11 protein-coding genes are annotated in these 16390 nt (G+C 60.1%); 3 read left to right on the top strand and 8 right to left on the bottom strand.

Going from position 1 to position 16390, the window contains the following annotated elements:
* The first annotated feature begins 272 nt into the window (after positions 1-272).
* Both GYM47_RS13215 and GYM47_RS13210 read left to right on the top strand, forming a co-directional pair.
* On the top strand, positions 273-689 hold the full coding sequence (locus GYM47_RS13215; RefSeq protein WP_153842612.1) for a hypothetical protein: 417 nt from the start codon (positions 273-275) through the stop codon (positions 687-689).
* Positions 690-918: 229 nt separating this feature from the next.
* Entirely contained in the window at positions 919-1137 is a 219-nt protein-coding gene (locus tag GYM47_RS13210; RefSeq protein WP_139526537.1) for a hypothetical protein, read from the top strand.
* A 39-nt stretch (positions 1138-1176) separates the two neighbouring features.
* Here the strand turns inward: GYM47_RS13210 and GYM47_RS13205 are convergent, their stop codons facing one another.
* From GYM47_RS13205 to GYM47_RS13185, 5 genes are all read right to left on the bottom strand, one after another.
* Entirely contained in the window at positions 1177-2580 is a 1404-nt protein-coding gene (locus tag GYM47_RS13205) for a sigma-54-dependent transcriptional regulator (RefSeq protein WP_153842613.1), read from the bottom strand.
* A gap of 11 nt (positions 2581-2591) precedes the next feature.
* On the bottom strand, positions 2592-4037 hold the full coding sequence (locus tag GYM47_RS13200; protein WP_139526539.1) for a sensor histidine kinase: 1446 nt from the start codon (positions 4035-4037) through the stop codon (positions 2592-2594).
* Positions 4038-4073: 36 nt separating this feature from the next.
* Positions 4074-5264, bottom strand: coding sequence for a PQQ-dependent sugar dehydrogenase (locus GYM47_RS13195; protein ID WP_153842718.1), 1191 nt, complete (start codon positions 5262-5264; stop codon positions 4074-4076).
* Positions 5265-5345: 81 nt separating this feature from the next.
* The gene (locus tag GYM47_RS13190; RefSeq protein ID WP_153842614.1) at positions 5346-6221 is read right to left on the bottom strand and encodes an AEC family transporter; all 876 of its coding nucleotides are present in this window, start codon (positions 6219-6221) and stop codon (positions 5346-5348) included.
* A 68-nt stretch (positions 6222-6289) separates the two neighbouring features.
* Positions 6290-7213, bottom strand: coding sequence for a LysR family transcriptional regulator (locus tag GYM47_RS13185; protein ID WP_153842615.1), 924 nt, complete (start codon positions 7211-7213; stop codon positions 6290-6292).
* Positions 7214-7401: 188 nt separating this feature from the next.
* Between GYM47_RS13185 and GYM47_RS13180 the strand changes: the two genes are divergently transcribed.
* A complete protein-coding gene (locus GYM47_RS13180) occupies positions 7402-9360 on the top strand; it encodes a ligand-gated channel protein (RefSeq protein ID WP_153842616.1) in 1959 nt (652 codons plus the stop codon).
* Positions 9361-9431: 71 nt separating this feature from the next.
* Here the strand turns inward: GYM47_RS13180 and GYM47_RS13175 are convergent, their stop codons facing one another.
* The 3 genes from GYM47_RS13175 to GYM47_RS13165 form a co-directional block, all read right to left on the bottom strand.
* On the bottom strand, positions 9432-12593 hold the full coding sequence (locus tag GYM47_RS13175) for an efflux RND transporter permease subunit (RefSeq protein WP_331250789.1): 3162 nt from the start codon (positions 12591-12593) through the stop codon (positions 9432-9434).
* A complete protein-coding gene (locus tag GYM47_RS13170; RefSeq protein WP_153842617.1) occupies positions 12590-13681 on the bottom strand; it encodes an efflux RND transporter periplasmic adaptor subunit in 1092 nt (363 codons plus the stop codon). Before GYM47_RS13170 ends, GYM47_RS13175 begins: the two co-directional genes overlap by 4 nt.
* Before the next feature lie 243 nt (positions 13682-13924).
* A complete protein-coding gene (locus GYM47_RS13165; RefSeq protein ID WP_153842618.1) occupies positions 13925-16138 on the bottom strand; it encodes a TonB-dependent receptor domain-containing protein in 2214 nt (737 codons plus the stop codon).
* Positions 16139-16390: the final 252 nt, after the last annotated feature.

Genomic DNA, 16390 nt, shown 5'->3' with positions numbered 1-16390 from the left:
TAACAAGTTATTACAAATTATTATACATAAGTGAGCAGGATGTGCCACAACGCTCCTGCTCACCCCGGCAATTTACGCCACATGTGCCATTTTGAACCCCCACCCATGACCCTGTCGTGACAGCGAATGGTGGCTACGATTTTTTAATAAGTTGCTGTTTTTTAAAACATAAATTTATTTTTTTTCAATGTTGGCACGAAGTGTGAAATTATCTTTCTAGAAAAGCTTGGCAAGTGACGCAAGCACGTTAGTCGAAAAAGGAGGCAATCTTTATGGATAAACAAGTGAGCCAATCGCGCAAGCGTCCACGTGTGCTGACACTGTGCATGTTAGCCGCAACCGTTAGCACCTTGGCCCTGGCGGGGTGTGGCAACGGCGAAGAGGAAATGCCCCCGGCGCAGCAACCTGACACCATGGAGCAGGACGCGACGACCACGACGGCTCCGGCTTCCGGTAACGAGCCTACCATGGCAGACGAGCCGATGAATGAAGACCCGGGCTTAGGCGAAGATCCCGCGGCGACGCAAGAGCCAATGCCGGGTGAGAATACGCAAACGGGCGCTGTCAATGATCCTGAAGAGAACCCTGGTTTCGGTGAAGGTACCGATCCCATGCCCGGTGCAAGCGATACCACTACCGACGACGTTAACAGTACCGATGATGAAGACGACATGACTAACGGCCAATAGCCGTCAACGCTCCCTACGATGGTAAGCCGACCCAGCTGTCTGTTCCCTGCGGCTGCTCCACACGGTTTATCATCCTTTCGCCCCCGCGCCCGCGGGGGCTTTTTTTGCTTGTTTAAAGCGTATGACGGTGAGTTTGGGCGGTTGCAAGTTACCCGTCAGCCGCTAAGGTTAGGGGGAGCAGACGCTGCTTTGGCGGCTGCTAGCCCATGAACAAGGAAGGAGAATGGACATGATGTCACGATTACGCAATGCGCGTGGGACGGCGCTACTGTTGAGCGCACTGCTCATGGCGGGCGTGCTGACAGGCTGCGGTGATTCCGAAGCACCGACCACCGATTCGGAAGTACCGACCGACGAACCTCAAGAGCCCATGGATACCGGCCCCATGGCGAATGATGGGCAAGCGACACGTGAGTCGCCCGGCGATGGCGTGAGTGACCCGGAGTAAGCATGAAAAAGCCGGTCGGCGAGTGCGACCGGCTTGGTCTTACTCCTCGCTATCTTCCAAACGCCGGTAAAGAGTGCGGCGGGCGATGCCTAGTACTTCGGCCGTCCGACGTTTATTTCCTCCTGTCGCTTCCAACACTTTGCGAATATAGCGCTTTTCCACCTCTTCCAAACTTGGCCAGCGGGCTGGCGCGGGTGCCGGAATTTGCGTGCCTGGTAGTACCTCCCCGCTTAGCGTGGGCGTCGTGTCGGTACTGCTCTTTTGCTGGCCGGACTGTTCGCGCAGGCGCTCGGGGAGATCCTGATGCTGTAGCACGCCTGCTTCGCTGAGCGTGACCGCGCGCATGATCGCGTTCTCCAACTCGCGCACGTTGCCGGGATAGGAGTAGTTCAACAGGCTATTGAGGGCCTCTGGCTCGATCTGCTCGATCTGTTTCCCTTGGGTGTCGGCATGTTTGTCGATCAAGGCGAACACCAAGTGCTCGATGTCCGTGCCGCGCTCACGTAGCGGTGGAATGCGTAGCGAGAAGGTTTCCAGGCGGTAAAACAGGTCGCTACGGAAGTTCTCCTGCTCGATCTCTTTCTCCAGGTGGCGGTGCGTAGCGGCAATGATGCGCACATCCACCGGTTCCTCCCGCTCACCGCCCACGGGGCGTACGGTTTTCTCTTGCAGGGCGCGCAGCAGCTTGGCCTGCAGATTGATCGGCATTTCACCAATCTCATCGAGGAATAGGCTACCGCCTTGGGCACTTTGGAAAAGCCCTTTTCTGGCCTCGTTTGCGCCCGTGAAAGCGCCTTTTACGTGGCCGAAGAATTCGCTCTCCATCAGATCGGCAGGAATACTGGCGCAGTTCACGGGCACGAAGGGCGCGTCGTGACGGCTACTTTCCTGGTGGATCGCCCGGGCCAGCAGCTCTTTGCCGGTGCCGCTTTCACCCAGAATCAAAATGGGCGCATCGCTTTTCGCCAACCGAGAGGCATCGTGAAACAGCGACTGCATGGCCGGACTTTTACCCACGATGCCGTGGAAATGGCTGAGCTCCGTATCATGAGACAGCGACAAGCGCTGACGCTCCAGTACGCGAAAAACGGCGTCACGAATGGCATCCAAATCGAGCGGTTTGGTCAAAAAGTCATCGGCACCTAGCTTGAGGGCTTCTACCGCCTGATCGATGGTGCCAAAGGCGGTAATCACGATGATGCCTAGCTCGCTGCCGCTCTGGCGGAGCTGTTGAAGTAACTGAATGCCGGTCATGCCCGGTAGCCGTACATCGGTGATCATCATCGCCACCGGCGTATGGCTCAGTAGGGCAATGGCTTCTTCTGCGCTGGGGACACCCAGTGTGTCGTAGCCCGCGTCGTTGAGCTCCTCCTCTAGCAACTCACGGATAGCGGCGTCATCTTCCACCACCAATAACGGTAAAAGGTGTTCCTGATGGGTCACAAACGTCGTCCTCAAGCGGATGCGGTTTCACTAAGGGGCAGCGTAATTTCAAAGCCAGCGCCGCCAAGTGCGCTGTCAAATACGCCAATCGTCCCGCCGTGGTCGTTGATAATGCGGTGCACCATCGATAATCCCAAGCCGCTGCCTTGACCCACCGGCTTGGTGGTGAAAAAAGGATCGAACACTTGGTGATGGTGCGATGCAGGTATGCCGGGCCCGTCGTCTTCAACCCAAAGGGTCAACTCTTCACTGTGTGCCTGCGCGCGCACACGAATGTGGCTGACCTGGGGAGCTTGGGCGGCATTGCGTAATAAATTGGTCAACACCTGAACGATTTGCTGACCATTGACCAATAAATGGGGTGTCGGAGTGGGAAGATCAATATCCAAGTGGATATTTCGTGGTTCCAGCTCCTCTTCGACCAGCTCGCTGGCGCTGATGATAAGCTGATCGAGCGCTTGGTGTCCTTTCTCTACGTTATGTTGTCGGCCAAGCTCCATCAATTGACGGACGATATCGACGATACGTTCCACTTCGCCACGTATCCTGCCCAGCCGTGCCCGCTCATCGTCGCCAATCGTATCGCGGCGTGCCAGTCGTTGGGCTTGACCGTTGATGACCGTCAACGGGGCACCGATCTCGTGGGCGACCCCGGCGGCGAGCACGCCCAGCTCGGCCAGCTTTTTGGATTTGCGCAGGCGTTTTTCCAGCTCGATTTCACGGCGCTGGCGGGCATCGATGTCGCGATCTTTTTCGGCCATGGCATCCAGCATGCCATTCAGGCCAGAGGCTAAGCGGCGATACTCCGTGGGGCCATCTGCCGTGGCCCGCTGGCTGCGGTCACCATCTTCGACCAAGAGCATGACGCGCAGCAGGCGGTTGAGCGGCCGCTCGATGTAGTGACGAAACCCCCACCAAATGCTGAACACGATGCCCGCCGCGCCAATGACGAAGACCAGCACCGCCACGATGCTAATGAAACCGGTGTAATTCTCGATGCCGGTATTGAGGCGGTTGACCTGCAGCACGCCCAGCACCGTGCCATCTTGGGTGCGCAACGGCGTCAGGGCGGAGTAGTAGGTCCAGCCCTCCTGCTGACGGTAGCTGCTATGCATGTCGTCGGTTTCGATGACCTGCTGGATCTCTTCTGGCGTGAAGAGATCTTTACCCAACCCTAAACCATATACTTCACGCCCTTGGGGATCGAACACGTAAGCGCCATAGATACGGTGAAACGAAAACGCCGACTGCAGCGCCTCTTCCAACGGGGTGGCGCTGTCGCGGGCTACCGCATAGCTCAACGACGTGCTCAGTGCGCGAGTAATGATCTCGACTTCGGTTTGCAGTTTGGAGCGAACGTTGTCTTCCAGCGATTTGATCGCCACTAGACTAAACACCACCAGGATCACGAAGAGCGGCACGATGACCGTTAAGATGATGAGGTTACGTAATCGCATCGTGCTTCCTGGTGGTGTCTCGGGAGTCGAACAAGGTTAGCGCTGTGTGGGCGTCAAGCGATAAAGGCTGCCCTGGCTACCGTCGGTTAGCAAGTAAATCGCCTCATCGGGCCCTTGGCGAACGTCGCGGATACGGCCAATCTCGCCTTCCAGAATCAGCTCTTCATCGGCCACTTGACCCTCGTCGAGGGTGAGGCGCAGCAGCTTTTGACTGCCCAGGCCGCCCGCCAGCAAGCTACCTTGCCACGGTGCGAAGGCATCGCTGGTCACTTCGGCCAAGCCAGAAGGGGCAAAGCGCCCCTCGAAGCGGTAAACCGGGTCTTCCATGCCGGGTTTGGATTCCACACCGATGGGTTCGTTGGTGGCATAATCGTTGCCCAAGCTCACCTCCGGCCAGCCGTAGTTGTTGCCAGGCACGATCTGGTTCAATTCATCGCCGGTGCGCGGGCCGTGTTCGGTGGCCCAGGACTCACCATTACTTAGCACGGTCATGCCCTGAATATTACGGTTGCCCAGGGTGTAAATCTCATCCAGCGTATCGTCGTCATCCACGAAGGGATTGTCATCGGGCACGCCGCCGGTTTCGGTGAGCCGCAGCGTAGAGCCCGCATGGTCACCGCTGTCCTGGGCACGGGAAGGGTCGACGCCACGGTCGCCAATGCTCATCAGTAGCGTGCCATCCTGGAGCCACGCCATACGAGAACCGTAGTGTCGGCCGGGGGAGGAGGCGCGATCCTGCTCGAACAAATGCTCGACGTCGCCCAAGGCGTCGTCTTGCCACTTGACGCGCGACAGCGCCGAGCGGCTTTGGCTGCCTTCTGGCTTGCTCCAGGTGAAGTAGATCCAATCGTGCTCGCCGTCGCCGAACTCAGGGTGCAGGGCCACGTCGAGCAGGCCTCCCTGGCCGTTTTGGCTGACGCGGGGCAGGCCGCTCAGTTCCTCGACGCGCCCCTCGGCGTCGACCAGATTCAACTCCCCGCTGCGCTCGCTGACCAGGTAGCGGCCATCGGGCAAAAACGCCACCGCCCAGGGATTCTCGAAGCCATCAGCCACGCGCTCGATAGTGATGGCTAGATGATCGGTGTCGAGGGCTTGGTGAACGACGTCCGCATGGGCAGCGCTGGCAAGCAGAAGCCCCGTTAAAGAAGGGGCCACCCAGCGAGCGGCGCGATGGCAGAGCGAGCGGGGGTGTGGCGTTTGCGGTCGAATGGGCAGGGCGTATCGCATGGGCATTGTATGTCCTCGAGTGGCGCAGCGTCTGTAGTAGTCTAGCAGTGACTGCCATCGACGGGTGGGGGTTCCCCAGCGCTACATCAGTAGCGCCAGCAAGGCCGGTAAATAGAACAGTGCCATCAAGGTCGAGCAGAACACGAGGCTGGCCACATAGGCCGGTTCGCGTTGGGCGCGTTGGGCAAATAGGTAGTTGAAGACCGCCACTGGCATGCACATCTGTACCACCAGAATGTTCTGCGCCAGCGGCGGCAGGCCTAGCCAGCCAGCGATGAACCACGCGGCCGCCGCGGCCAGGGGAATGCGGATGAGGCTGAAGCCAACCCCAGAGCGCAGGCTTTTCACCTGAATGCTGGCGAGCGATACGCCAAGCGTGATGAGCATGAGGGGCACGGTAAAGCCCGACATGAGATCGACCGTATTGGCCATCCACAGCGGCAGCGGGGTCTCGGTCAGCAGCAGCGCCATGGAGATGACGATGGCATACACCGTCGGGGTTTTGAGCAGAGTTTTAACCGGGTTGCCCTGGCTACTGAGCACCGCCCCCAAGGTGAATTGAAACAGCGAGACCGTCACCATGACCGTAATGCCGTAAGCAAAGCCCGCGCTCCCAAAGGCGTACAGCACCACCGGCAGCCCCATATTGCCCGTGTTGGGGTACATCATCGGCGCGATGAGCACTCGCCAGTCTCGCCGCAGCACCTTGGCAACGGCAAAACTAGCGGCCCCCATGCCGACGATCACTAGGGCGGCAGCCAGCATGACTTGGCCGAACGTGCTGGCATCGATCGTTGCCCCCGACAGCGACGCCAGCACTAGCGCGGGCGTCCCAATATTGAAAACGAGGCGTGTCACAAAGTCGACGGGGTAGGGTTGGCCAAGGCGAACCCATAAAAAGCCCAGTCCGGCACCGGCCAACACGGGGGCCATGACGGCGAAGAGTTCAGCGAGCATTAACGTTCCTTGACGATCATCGGCCGCCTATTGTGGGTAATTAGGCGGCTAACTGGCAAGGCGAATTACTAATAGGCGTAAACGGCGTTTGCGTGGGTTTGCCACTCGTTAGGCACCTGGTCACGCAGAAAGTCCAGCAGCGCGTTGACCCGGCGGGAGTGATGCCCATAGGCATACAGCAGCGTCACGGGTAAGGGGGCGGGCTCCCAGCCGGGCAGGCAGTTGACCAGATCCCCAGGGTGGTGGCGCTCGCGTTTCTCGACCACCCAGTGGGGCAGCAGGCCGATCCCTTGGCCATAAGCAATGGCATCGATGTGCAGCGCCGTGAGATCTACCCGGAGCCGCGAGCGGGGCGCGTTGAACAGGTAGTCGGCGTGTTCGGGGTGATGCAGCATAAGACCGCTCGATGCGGTATCCAACAAGTCGATCCAGGCATGCGCATCCAGCTCTTGGGGGTGTTGCGGTGTTCCCGCGTGGGCCAGATAGTGTGGGTTGGCGTAGAGGCCGCGGGTGAGGTGGCCCAAGCGCTCTTGATTCAGCCCGCACTCATGGGTGGCGCCTAGCCAAATGTGCACGCTGTTGCTGTGCATCTTGGTGGGCGGCGTTTCCCGAGTATGCAGGGTCAGCTCGACCTTGGGGTAGCGGGTCAGAAACGCATCTACGACGCCTGCCATCCAGCCCCGTGCCAGCGCGCCATGGACTTCCAGCGTCACTTTCCCACTGATCTCCTCGCGTAGCTCCGCCAGCGCCTCCTGGCTGTGGGCGGCCATGGCCAGCAGCTCGGTGCAGTACTGATGAAACAGCAGGCCCGCTTCGGTGGGAATCAAACGGTTCGCCTGGCGACGCAGCAGCGGCTGGTTCAGCCGCGCTTCTAGCTGGCTAATTCGGCGGCTCAACGTCGATTTTGCCAGCCCGAGCTTCTGTGCGCTGCGCGTCAGGCTGCCGGTGGTCATCACATCGGCAAAAGCGGCAAGTTCGTCGAAATCGTACATAGTCGGGACCACTGGCGGAACGGAGTCACGCTATTGTGCCACCGAATTGGCTGAATGAAAATAATTGCCATTTGTGTTCCGTTTGATTGAACGCACCGTCCCGCCCCTTTGTGCAAAGAGTATGTAAAAATATAAATGCTAATAATTCGTATTTGTAAAAAGTGCTCTTTCATCTCAAGGAACCCACTATGTCTTCTCGTTTGCGCCGTTCGCTGCTGGCCAGCGCTGTCGCCTCTGTTGCCTGCACGACCGCCGTTGCACAAGAAACGCCCCAGCTCAACGATATCGTGGTGACGGCCTCCGGCTTCGAGCAGCAAATCAGCAGCGCCCCCGCCTCGATCAGCGTGATCTCCCGTGAAGAGCTGGAGCGGGGTTACTATCAAAACGTCACCGATGCCCTGCGCGACGTGCCGGGCGTGGTGGTCACCGGCGGTGGACGTGGCGATAACGGCAACGATATTTCCATTCGCGGTATGCCGTCGCAGTACACGCTCATTCTGGTAGATGGTCGCCCGATCAACTCACGCGAATCGCGCCCCAACGGCGATGCGGGCTTCGAGCAGGACTGGCTGCCACCGCTGCAGGCCATCGAGCGCATCGAGGTGGTGCGCGGGCCGATGTCGACCCTGTACGGCTCCGATGCCATCGGCGGGGTGATCAACGTGATTACCCGCAAAGTGGCGGATACCTGGCACGGCAACATCCAGCTCGACACCGTACTGCAGGAAGACAGCGCCTCTGGCGATAGCCGCCAAGCGAACTTTTATCTCAGCGGGCCGCTGGTGGGTGAGCGCTTAGGGTTACAGCTCTATGGCCGCACCTCCGAGCGCGACGAAGACGACATCGAGTACGGCTACGAAGAGAAAAGCTTGCAGAGCCTCACCGCACGACTGAACCTGGCCGCTAGCGATAACCACGACTTTACCGCCGAAGCGGGCATTACCGAGCAGGATCGCCGCTCGTTGATGGGGCGCTCCGGGCCGGTGGACGGCTGCCGCGGTGGCTGCACCGACAGCATTGGCGAATACACCAACACCCACGTGGCCGTGACCCATAGCGGCCGCTTCGATTGGGGCACCAGCGAGACCTTCGTACAGCGCGAGCGCAGCGAAAACCAGTCTCGGGATATCGAGATTACCAACACCACCGCGAAAACCAGCGCGCTGATTCCTCTGGGTATGCACATGGTGACCGTCGGCGCGAGCTGGGAGGAGGAGTCGCTGGACGATAGCTCGACCAACCAAATCTCCGACCGGCAGACCATCGAAAACAGCCAGTGGGCGCTGTTCGTGGAAGATGAGTGGATGCTGACCGACGCTTGGGCACTGACCGGCGGGCTGCGCTTGGACGATGACGACAACTACGGCAGCCACCTGAGCCCGCGTCTTTATAGCGTATGGAACATGACGCCGGAATGGACCCTGAAAGGCGGCGTGTCTACCGGCTACCGCTCGCCCAACCTGCGGGAAATCACCCCGGATTGGGGGCAGGTCAGCCGCGGCGGTAATATTTATGGCAACCCGGATCTCGAGCCGGAAACCTCGCTCAACAAAGAGATCGCGCTGCTTTACGGTAACGTCGCAGGCCTGAACGGCAGCCTGACGCTGTTCCACAACGACTTCGAAGACAAAATTACCCGTATCGCCTGCCCGATTGATATTTGTAATGATGGCGCGAATCAGTTTGGCAGCGACCCGACGTATCGCGTCAATATCGATGACGCGGTGACCCAAGGGGTCGAGGCCAGCCTGAGCGCACCGTTGAGCGATACGCTGGCGCTGACCGCCAGCTACACGTTCACCGATTCCGAACAGAAAAGCGGTGAGTACGCCGGCGAGCCGCTGACCCAGCTGCCCCGCCATCAGGTGTCGGCCTCGCTGGATTGGGACGTGAGCGCACGGCTCAGCCAGTGGACCAAAGTGACCTACCGGGGAGAAGAGAGCCAGCCCACCACCGGGCCCTCGCAAAGCGCCATCATCGCGCCGTCTTACACCTTCGTGGATGCCGGTATCGGCTATCAGCTCAACGATAGCACCACGGTGAATGCCGGAATCTACAACCTGTTCGACGAGCGCATCACCTACGACGAGTATGGTTACGTGGATGACGGCCGCCGGGTATGGTTGGGCCTGAACGTCGCTTTCTAAATAACGCGAAAGTCATTCATCATCCTGCAAGTCGTCAATCGACGCGGCCACCGCCAAGTGGCCGCGTTTTTTCATGCCTGCGAGCGAGCAGAGCGGCGCTCGGTGATATTGAGCACGCTGATCATCAACGCAGGGAGGAACGTCACTGTGACGATGGCCGTGCCTAACAGGCCAAACAGCACGATGGCCCCCACGCCGCGGTACAGCTCGGTGCCCTCGCCGGGTAGAAAGACCAGCGGCGACAGCCCGCACAGGGTGGTCAGCGTGGTGATGGCGATGGGACGCAGTCGGGTCTGTACCGCCTGAGACACCGCTTCCTGAACGCTGAGCGTTTTGTCATGCAAGCGCCGTCTGGCTTGGTCGACCACCAAAATCGGGTTGTTGACCACCGTGCCCATCAGAATCAAAAAGCCCAGCATGGTAATCATATCGAAGGGCTGGCTGAGCGGTGCTACGCCGATCAATGGCAGTAGGCTGCCCACGCCGTTCATGGCGGCCAGCCCCATGATGCCGCCCACCACGCCCAGCGGTACCGACGTCAGAATCAGCAGCGGATAACCCCAGTGGGAGAAGATCGCCACCAGGAGAAGGTAAACGATCACGATAGCGATCAGGAAGTTGCCGGTGAGCGCCTCACGGGTGGCGTTTAGCTGGTCGCTGGCGCCGGAAATCGACACATCCACCGACGACGGCAATACGCCCTCTTGGCGCAGCCGCTCTAGCATCGCCTCGGCCTGCGCGACGCCGACCTCTAATGCAACGCTGTCTGGGGGGATCACGTTCAGCGTCACCGTGCGGCTACTGTCCACCCGGCGAATCACGCTGGTATCCATAGTTTCATCGATACGCGCCACCGCTGATAGCGGCAGCGTATAACCATCGGGAGTATGCAGCGGCAGGTTTGGCAGTTGGTCTAACGGCAGCGACGCCTGAGGGCCATAGAGGTAAATATCGATCTTCTCATCGTCTAAAAAGAAGTCATCCACATACGCCCCTTCCCCCAGAGCAGAGACCGAAAACCCCACCGCCTCGGCAGAAATCCCCAGCTCCGCGACCCTGGCCCAGTCGGGGCGGATTTGAATCAAGGGCTGGTCGAGCGACAGCGACGAAGGCTGGCTTTGAATACGCGGATTGCCAAACTGTGTTTGGGCTTCCCGGTAGAGCGTATTGGCCGCGCCGTACACCGTGGCTAAGTCCGGGCCCGCCACATCCAGGTTGATGCTGCGCGTGCCGCCATCGTTGCTGGAAATAATCGAGCCTTTCGAGGCAAAGGCGCGCATGCCGGGGAAGCGCTCGTAGTAGTTCGTGAGCGCTTCCATCAACGCTTCGATATGTGATGGGTCGGCGGCTTCTGCGACGATGAACAGCTGTGTGGGCGCCACGCGCATGTTCATGTAGGCCAGCGGCGGCACCTCGGTGTCGCCCGCTAAGAAGGCATCCGGCTCCGCCTGCACATGGGGCAGAAAGTACGCTTCGATCTGTTCGGCAATACCAGCCATCTCCTGCAGGCTGTAGCCAGGAGGCGGGCTCATGCGGGCAAAGGTTTTGGGCTCTTCCCCTTCGGGCAGGTACTCGGCGGGTGGTGTCAGAACGAGTATCGTCCAGCCACTCATCAGCAGCGTCAGCACCAGGGTCACCCCGCGGCGCAGCGGGGTCGCCATCAGCCGCTCAAGTAGTGCGCCCAGCCGTGAAGGTCGCTCGTCGCCGGACGCTCGAGCGCCGTCGAGTTTAGAGTCGTGATGCATCGAAAAATTGAAACGAGAGCAGAGCGAAGGCACCAAGGTGACCGCCACCAGCATGGAGGCAAAAATCGCCGCCGATACCGCAATGGCCACATCGGAGTAGAGCTGCCCGGCTTCTTCTTCGATGAACAGAATGGGTAAGAACACCAGAATGGTGGTGGCGGTGGAGGCGAGCGTGGCGGGCCACACTTCCTGCACGCCGCGCAACGCCGATTCGATGCGGTCCAGTCCCTGGCGGCGGTAGCGCTCGATGTTCTCCAGCACCACGATGCTGTTATCCACGCTCATGCCGATGGCAAAGGCAATGCCCGCCATGGAGATCACGTTGATGGTGCGGCCGGTCAGCATCAGGCCGACGAAGGCTGCAATGGTGCAGAACGGAATGCCAATTACGCCGATGAAGGTGGCGCGGGCTGAGCGCAAGAACAGGTACAATACCAGGGTCGCGAAGGCGGCCCCGAGCAGCAAGTTGCTCCATACATTGCTCACCGAGGCTTCTACGTAGCGCACGTCATCGGCGGTGAGGACGATCTGCATACCGGCTGGGCGGAGCACGGTCTCGTTGATCGCTGCCAGTTCTTCTTGTACTGCGTATTTGATGTCGATGACATTGGCGCCGCTCTCCCGGCGCAGGTCCATCCCGATCCCCGCCTCGCCATTGAAGAACGACAGCTGGTTGAGCCGCGACTGCCCTTGGCGAACCTCCGCCACGTCGGCCAGCCGCACGATACTGTCTCCCTCACGCGTCACCACCAGCTGCGCCAGGGCCTCGGCGCTATCGAACCGGCCCAGCGTGCGCACCAGGTAACGCCGCTTGCCCGCGTCCAGCTCGCCGCCAGAGATATCCCGATTGCGCTGGGTGATCGCCTCGCGTAGCTCCAGCAGCGAGACGCCGCGCTGGGCCAGGGCGGCGGGGTCGACCAACACTTGTAGCTGGCGCTGGGCGCCACCGTTCACACCGACTTCCGAGACCCCTTCGATGCTCTCTAAACGCGGGCGCACGCGGTCTTCGATGAAGTCGCTCATCAGCTGGATATCCAGCGCCTTGGGGTTGCCGGGCAGGGTACCAACGTGAAAACGCAAAAACGCATCGGTGGAGAACGCCGCCGACACCACCCGGGGCTGGTCGACGTTATTGGGGTAGGAGGAGACTTGGCTCAACGCGTTGTTCACTTGAATCAGCGCGGCGGTCATGTCCACGCTAAATGGAAACTCCAGCTCGATCTCGGCGCTGCCGCTTTCCGCCACCGCCGTCATGCGGGTGAGGTTGGGCACGTTGCGCAGATACTGCTCCTGCTCGATCAATATCTCTTTTTCGATATCCTGGGGCGTCGCGCCCGCCCAGCGCGTCTCCACGGTGATGGTGCGCGCTTCGATATCCGGAATCATCTGCACCGGAATGCGCAGCGTCGCGGCGATGCCCAGCAGCAGGAAAATCAGCGCAATCACGGTCACCAGCGTTTGCTGGCGCAGCAGGGCAGCAAACATCATTCGCTACCCTCCGAGACGGCTTCGACGTTTACGCCTTCCACCAAGGCTTCATTGCCGCGTATCACCACCTGCTCGTTGCCGGAAAGCCCGCTGGTGATTTCGACGCGCTCAGCAAAGTTAATGCCGACCTCGACCCGCTGTTCGCGCACTTGGTACGTGCCGGTGTCATCAGGCACGGCGACCCACACCGTTACGCGGCCATCCGGGTAGCGACTCAGCGCATCCCGAGCGACGGTGAGCCCATCGCGGCCGGTGGCGGCGTTCACCACTGCGTCAACCGCATTGCCGGGATAGAGCGGCAGCGCCTCGGGCACCTCGGCGCGTAGCAGGAACGTGCGCGCACCGCTGGCGCTGACTGGCACCAGGGTGGCGATGCGGGCGTCGGCGCTCTGCTCGCCCGCAGACAGGGTGAGTGTGGCGTTCTCCTCCAAGGCGGTATAGAACGCCTCGGGCACCTGAAAATCAGCGCGCAGAGCGTCTAGGTTGACCAACCGGGCGACGCTGTCGCCTGGTATGACCCACTCCCCCAGATTGACGCTTCGCTCGCTGACCACGCCGCTGAACGGTGCCGTCAGGATGTGGCGCTCCAACAGCGCGTTGAGCCGTGACTGTTCGGCGTTCAGGCGGGAAAGGGCGGCGTTGGCGACGCTTACCGCGCTGCGCCGAGCGCTCACTTCGGTGGCGGCGATGTTGCGTCCCGCCCCGACCGATTCCGCCTCGCGCAGCAGGCGCTGCGCTTCGCTAAGCGCGGCCCGCGCTTCTTCCGCCGCTGCCTCTGCCCCAGCGAGCTCGTAGCGTGCCAAATCATCATCCAGCGCCACTAGCGTGTCGCCTGCATCGACTCGGTCGCCCGGGGTCACGTTAATCGCCGCGACCAGCCCGGCCACCGAGGAGGAGAGCAGCGCATCCTCCAGGGAGTTCACCGTGCCGACCAGGTTGAGCTCTTGATAAATGGGCTCACGGTGGACACTCGCCAGTTCCACCCGTGGGGCCGATTGGGCCAGCGCGTCGCCAGCAACGAGTGAAAAAGCCAGTAGCAGCACTAAGCGAGCTAATGGAAGCGGGCGGGCAAGTATAGGCACCGTCATAACAGGTCGTATCCTCACTTAGGTGAAGGGTGGTCAAGGCGTAGGCGCGCAAGTCACGTTCCTTGCCCATACTACCCAAGCGCATGCGTTGACATAGATTAAAACCATGAATGATCGCCATAGAGGAAAGCTACTGTAGTGGCGCTTCACGCACAGCACGTCACAAACAGCACGTCATAAAAAAGCCCCGGCCGTAGCCGGGGCAGCAAGTCAGCATTGAAACAGTAAGTGAAACCTCAAGCGTTAGAAGTCGTAAGTGGCAGAGACCCAGACGCTGCGGCCATCCAGCGCTACGCCGTCGGTGGAACGGCCGGTTTGGGTAAAGCGGTAAGCCAGCAGCGTGTCGCCGTTGTGCACGAAGGTATCCGCGCCGGTGAAGTCTTTATCGAACAGGTTGTAGATGGTGCCGGTCAGGCGCACGTTGTCGCTGAAGCGGTAGGAGCTGCGCAGGTTGAACAGCTCGTAACCATCCAGCTTGTTGCCCAACTGCTCTACCAGCGAGGCGGATTCACCGCTTACCTCGCCCACGAAACGCTCGCGGGAAGAGTAGTACTCACCTTCCAGCGTAGTGCTCCAGCGGTCGTTGATCGCCCAGGTGAGATCAGCGGTCAGCTTGTGATCAGGCGTGTTGGTCAGCACCTGGCCTTCATTGGCCCCCGAGGTGATTTCGGAATCGGTGAAGGTGTAGCCACCGCTGACCCGCCATGCCGGCGCTAGCTGGTAGCTGGCATTCAGCTCGACGCCACGGGTTTCGGCTTCGTCGATATTGGTCAGCTGGCCAAAGCTCTCCTGCTGGGTGAAGTTGCCAATGCTCAGGCAGTTCGCCAGCCCGGCGTTGGGCGTATTGCCGTTGCTGTCGACGAATTGGCAGTTAGGAATATCGGCCGCATCGGCGATACGGTCGGTGAACCGGTTGTAGAACACCGTGGCACCCGCCGTGAAACCGCTCTGGTTATCGTAGATAGCGCCAATTTCGTAGTTGGTGCTCTTCTCGGGTTCCAGGTCCGGCGAGCCAATGTTGACCGTGGTGCCCTGGCCGCCAAAACCGTTTATACCGCTATGCAGGTCGTTCAGGCTCGGCGTTTTGTAGCCACGGCTCACGCCGCCTTTCAGCGTCCATTCGGGCGTGGTGTTCCACACCAAGTAACCCCGTGGGCTAAAGTGGCCGCCGAAGGCATCGTGGTGTTCATAGCGGCCGCCCAGCGTTAGTGCTAAGTCGTCGCGCAGCATCCATTCGTCTTCGGCAAACAGCGCCCAGCTGGTTTGCTCGAAGGTAATATCGCCTGCGGTACCGTCCTGCAGCTCGGCATCGATGTACTGGCCGCCAATAGTGGCCATGTGGTCACCTAAAGGCGCTACAAATTTGGTGTCGACGATAATATCGCGGTTTTCCAGCAGGCGATCTTCACCGCCCTGGGCTTCATAGCCGTAATCCGGGGCGCTGCCTGCTGGCAGCGTGCGGCCGAGGGTTTCGGTGAAGTTACGCGTTACGCTGCTTTCCCAGGTGCCTGCGCTGTAGTGGCCGGTGTGGCCAATGGCGATCTGGTCGCGATTGAAGCGCAGCTCGTCTCTATAGCCGTTGACCCGGCCCGGCGAAGGCTGACCGGCACGGTCGGTGCCATCCTGGGTACCCAGGCGGTTATCGTCGTTGGAGTACACCTGACGAGCGCGCTCTGCATCCAGCCACAACTCGTTGGCTTCATCCGGGGTAACGTTCAAACGCCCGCCGATGGAGTAAATGCGCGCTTCAGAAGGGCGCGGGTCGCGACCAGCGCTGTTCTCGATCATGCGTTCGGAGCTGTCGCGGTCGAACAGGCGGCCACGTACTTGCAGGCCGACCGTGTCCTCCACCAGCGGCCCGGCACTGTAGAGATTGATGGCCGAGCGGTTGCCCGCATCGCGATCTTCCTGGAAGGTGTTTTCGACACTCACCGAGCCCGCCCAGTCGTCACCAATGCGGCGCGTAATGATGTTGATGACCCCGCCCATGGCGTCCGAGCCATATAGCGTCGACATCGGGCCACGAATGACCTCGATACGCTCGATGGCAGAGAGCGGCGGCATGAAGCTGGTGGAGGTTTCGCCAAAGCCGTTCGGCGTGACGCTACCTGAGGTGTTCTGGCGGCGGCCATCGATCAAAATCAGCGTGTAGTCGCTAGGCATGCCGCGGATGGAGATGTTCAATCCGCCGGTTTTGCCCGTCCCGGCGCGCACATCGACCCCCGGCACATCGGCAATCGCCTCGGCGATGTTAGAGAACTGTTGTTGCTCCAGCTCTTCACGGGTAATCACGGCAATACTCGCAGGGGCATTGTTCAGCGTTTGCTCATAACCGGCGGCGGTGACCACCATATTGTTGAGCGGTGTGCTGCTTTGGGTGGCTTCTTGGGCATGAGCCACCGCAGTAACGCTAAGCGCGATGGCGCTCGCGAGGGTGGTGCGAGTAAAGCGTGGCATGGCGATCCCCTGATATGAATCTTGTTTGTTAATGAAACTGATTATCAAATGAGTTGCGGATTCTAAGAAGAAAAGTTCCCACTTGCGAGATGGTTTTATCGAACAATGCGTTGCTAGTAGTGGAACGATCGCTGGCAGAGAGACGCTGATTTGCCCATGGAGTTAGAAGCGCCATGGGCCGTTCCACCCAGCGTTGCATGACATGCAACGGGAGATTCGTTGGAATATAGGTGCAAGTGTTTTTGAGAATCG

This window comes from Vreelandella piezotolerans (assembly GCF_012427705.1).
GTDB classification, from domain to species: Bacteria; Pseudomonadota; Gammaproteobacteria; order Pseudomonadales; family Halomonadaceae; genus Vreelandella; species Vreelandella piezotolerans.
This window is presented reverse-complemented; position numbering and strand designations above follow the sequence as displayed.

What these genes read in the sequence shown, in the direction of transcription:
- GYM47_RS13195 (WP_153842718.1), bottom strand. Translation starts at nt 5,264, where the DNA reads ATGCGATACGCCCTGCCCATTCGACCGCAAACGCCACACCCCCGCTCG.
- GYM47_RS13180 (WP_153842616.1), top strand. Translation starts at nt 7,402, where the DNA reads ATGTCTTCTCGTTTGCGCCGTTCGCTGCTGGCCAGCGCTGTCGCCTCT.
- GYM47_RS13210 (WP_139526537.1), top strand. Translation starts at nt 919, where the DNA reads ATGATGTCACGATTACGCAATGCGCGTGGGACGGCGCTACTGTTGAGC.
- GYM47_RS13185 (WP_153842615.1), bottom strand. Translation starts at nt 7,213, where the DNA reads ATGTACGATTTCGACGAACTTGCCGCTTTTGCCGATGTGATGACCACC.
- GYM47_RS13175 (WP_331250789.1), bottom strand. Translation starts at nt 12,593, where the DNA reads ATGATGTTTGCTGCCCTGCTGCGCCAGCAAACGCTGGTGACCGTGATT.
- GYM47_RS13215 (WP_153842612.1), top strand. Translation starts at nt 273, where the DNA reads ATGGATAAACAAGTGAGCCAATCGCGCAAGCGTCCACGTGTGCTGACA.
- GYM47_RS13165 (WP_153842618.1), bottom strand. Translation starts at nt 16,138, where the DNA reads ATGCCACGCTTTACTCGCACCACCCTCGCGAGCGCCATCGCGCTTAGC.
- GYM47_RS13190 (WP_153842614.1), bottom strand. Translation starts at nt 6,221, where the DNA reads ATGCTCGCTGAACTCTTCGCCGTCATGGCCCCCGTGTTGGCCGGTGCC.
- GYM47_RS13200 (WP_139526539.1), bottom strand. Translation starts at nt 4,037, where the DNA reads ATGCGATTACGTAACCTCATCATCTTAACGGTCATCGTGCCGCTCTTC.
- GYM47_RS13170 (WP_153842617.1), bottom strand. Translation starts at nt 13,681, where the DNA reads ATGACGGTGCCTATACTTGCCCGCCCGCTTCCATTAGCTCGCTTAGTG.